2 protein-coding genes are annotated in these 3,349 nt (G+C 33.0%); both read left to right on the top strand.

Features of this window, described 5'->3' with window-relative positions:
- Positions 1–53 precede the first annotated feature (53 nt).
- Positions 54–746, top strand: a complete 693-nt coding sequence (locus tag ACIQ11_RS09725) for a DUF6252 family protein (protein WP_396154440.1) — start codon at positions 54–56, stop codon at positions 744–746.
- Between the two features lie 173 nt (positions 747–919).
- Positions 920–3,349: DNA polymerase III subunit alpha (dnaE, locus tag ACIQ11_RS09730; protein ID WP_396154442.1), on the top strand; the 2,430-nt coding region annotated here is incomplete at its 3' end.

Raw genomic sequence — 3,349 nt, forward strand, 5'->3', positions numbered from 1 at the left:
ACCAAATTAAAAATAAAATATATATTTGTATTCCAAATCTAATAAATATATCAATGAAAAAAATAGTACAACTACTTGCCCTTGTTTTAGTAATGATATCTTGTGAAAATGATATTAAAACTAATTTGCCCGCATTTTTAGGTGAAAAAGACAATGTTTTATGGCGTGCCAAAGATACAAAAGTAACCGCTAATCCTGGAGGAACGATAACAATTAATGCATATAAAGATAATGAGTTAGTTACTTTAACGGTACCAAATACAGTTGGTACACATTATTTAGGAACTACCAACCAAGGAGTAAATGCAACCTATTCGTTTAACGATCAGCAATCATTATCATACTTTGAAACGGCAATAATTGAAGGACCTGTTTTTAAATTACAAGGTGTAACAAATCCTGGCACAGGATATGCGGCTTTAAACGATAACATTGTAACGACAACAGGAGGTTCAGGAAGTGGGTTAACTTTAAGAATTCAAAGCAATAGTTCTGGAGCCGTAACTGGAGCCACAATTACAAGCAGAGGCTTAGGATATGAATCTGGAGATGTGATTACAATTAATGGTGGAAATGCAAATGCAAAAGTTACCGTGTTAAATGTTTCAAACAGTAATGGCGAAGTTTTTATAGAAAAAATTGAAGGCAATTTGTATTCTGGAACATTCAAATTTAATGCAGTTAACGAACAAGGAACAGTAGTAAATTTTAATAAAGGAATTTTTTATAAAGTTCCAATTCTATAAAAATTTTAAACATATATTACTAATTACCACTTCATTTAGGAGTGGTTTTTTGTTTTTGTTAATAACTAAAATTGCCATAAAAAAAGATAAATTGTATTTTTGAAATCTTTCACTTTTTTAAAATGTAGTATAGTTTTGAGATTTGGAATTTATTAATTTGGAATTTATAATTTATGTATTTAATCTTCGATACCGAAACCACAGGATTACCTAAAAGTTGGTCTGCTCCAATAACAGACACTAACAATTGGCCTCGTTGTGTGCAAATTGCTTGGCAATTACACGATGATATGGGTAACCTAATCGAACATCAAGATTATTTAATAAAACCAGAGGGATATAACATTCCATTTGATGCAGAAAGAATTCACGGAATTTCAACAGAATTAGCCACTCAAGAAGGTTTTGGATTAAGTGAAATTCTTGAAAAATTTAATATTGCTTTATCTCAAGCCAAATATATTGTAGGGCAAAATGTAGGTTTTGATGTGAATATTATGGGTTGCGAATTTCATCGATTTGGAATAGCAACCGATTTAGCTAAAATGCCCATTTTAGATACGTGTACTGAAACTACGGCTTTATTATTAAAATTACCTGGTGGACGTGGTGGAAAATTTAAACTACCTACATTAACAGAATTACACGAATATTTATTTCAAGAAAAATTTGCAGAAGCTCATAATGCCACTGCCGATGTAGAAGCCACAACGCGTTGTTTTTTAGAATTAGTAAAACGTGGAAATTTTAATTCAAACGAATTACCTGTTTCTGAAGATTATTATGCAGCATTCAAAACTAATAATCCAGATGTAAAACCAATCGGATTAAAACACGTAAATTTAAAACTGGCTTCAGCCACTTTAAGAGAAAAAGTACAACAACAACTTCCTAAAGATATTCAAATCTTACCAGAAGATTTAGAAGATATATCTGATGTTGCTTTTGCTCATTTACACAATCATTCGCAGTTTTCCGTATTGCAGTCTACCATTTCGATTCCTAATTTGATTGAAAATACAATAAAGCAGAAAATGCCAGCTGTTGCTCTAACAGATATTGGTAATATGATGGGTGCTTTTCAATTTGTAAGTGGAATTCTAAATCATAATAAATCGGCGGAAGCCAAAAACAAGGAGTTAGTTGAAGCTGGTGAACAACCAACAGAAACCATCATCAAACCTATTGTGGGTTGCGAATTTTTTGTTTGTAACAATCATAAAGACAAATCGAACAAAGACAACGGATATCAAGTTGTTTTCTTAGCAAAGAATAAAAAAGGGTATCATAATTTAGCAAAACTGTCATCAAAAGCATACACGGATGGTTTTTACTATGTACCTCGTATTGATAAAGAATTAATCAAACAATATAAAGAAGATATTATTGTTTTAACAGGAAGTTTATATGGTGAAGTGCCAAATAAAATTCTTAATGTTGGAGAAAATCAAGCTGAAGAAGCCTTGTTGTGGTGGAAAGAACAATTTAGTGATGATTTGTATATCGAATTAATGAATCACAACCAGGAGGATGAAAAAGCAGTAAATAATACGCTAATTCATTTTTCTAAAAAGCATAATGTAAAGCTAATTGCTACAAACAACACGTTTTACATCAATAAAGAAGATGCCAACGCACACGATATTTTATTATGTGTAAAAGAGGGTGAAAAACAAGCCACGCCAATTGGACGTGGTCGCGGATACCGTTTTGGATTACCCAATCAGGAATATTATTTCAAATCGACAAATGAAATGAAAAAATTGTTTCCGCAAACTCCGGAAGCTATTAATAATGTTCAAGAAATTGTAGATAAAATTGAAATATATTCGCTTTCGCGAGATGTATTACTTCCAAAATTTGATATTCCTGAAGAATTTCACGATGCTGAAGACGCAAAAGATAAGGGTGTTCGAGGTGAAAATGCTTATTTACGACATTTAACCTACGAAGGAGCCAAAAAACGTTATGGTGAAATAAGCGATGAACTAAAAGAACGTATTGATTTTGAACTACTAACAATTAGTAATTCAGGTTATCCTGGCTATTTTTTAATTGTACAAGATTTTATCGCCGAAGCCAGAAAAATGGACGTTTCTGTTGGTCCAGGTCGTGGTTCTGCAGCGGGTTCAGTTGTTGCGTATTGTTTGTGGATTACGAATATTGATCCGTTATTATACAATTTGCTTTTCGAGCGTTTTTTAAATCCAGACCGTGTATCGATGCCCGATATCGATATCGATTTTGATGATGAAGGCAGAGGTCGAGTAATGGATTATGTAATAAAGAAATACGGCTCCAATCAAGTGGCGCAAATTATCACGTATGGAAAAATGGCCACGAAATCAGCTATTCGAGATACGGCTCGAGTTTTAGATTTGCCTTTATTCGAAGCAGATAGAATTGCGAAATTAATTCCAGCAATGATGCCAGGAAAATGGAATTTAGCACGATTTCTATCGGAAAAAGAAGAAGAGGTTAAAAAAGCGGTTCGTTCAGATGAATTTGACCGCGTAAAAGAATTAATCGAAATTGCCAATCAAGGCGAACTTTCTGGAGAAACCATTCAGCAAGCAAAAATATTAGAAGGGTCGCTTCGAAAT

The organism is Flavobacterium sp. (genome assembly GCF_044361065.1).
Lineage (GTDB): Bacteria > Bacteroidota > Bacteroidia > Flavobacteriales > Flavobacteriaceae > Flavobacterium.

What these genes read in the sequence shown, in the direction of transcription:
- ACIQ11_RS09725 (WP_396154440.1), top strand. Translation starts at nt 54, where the DNA reads ATGAAAAAAATAGTACAACTACTTGCCCTTGTTTTAGTAATGATATCT.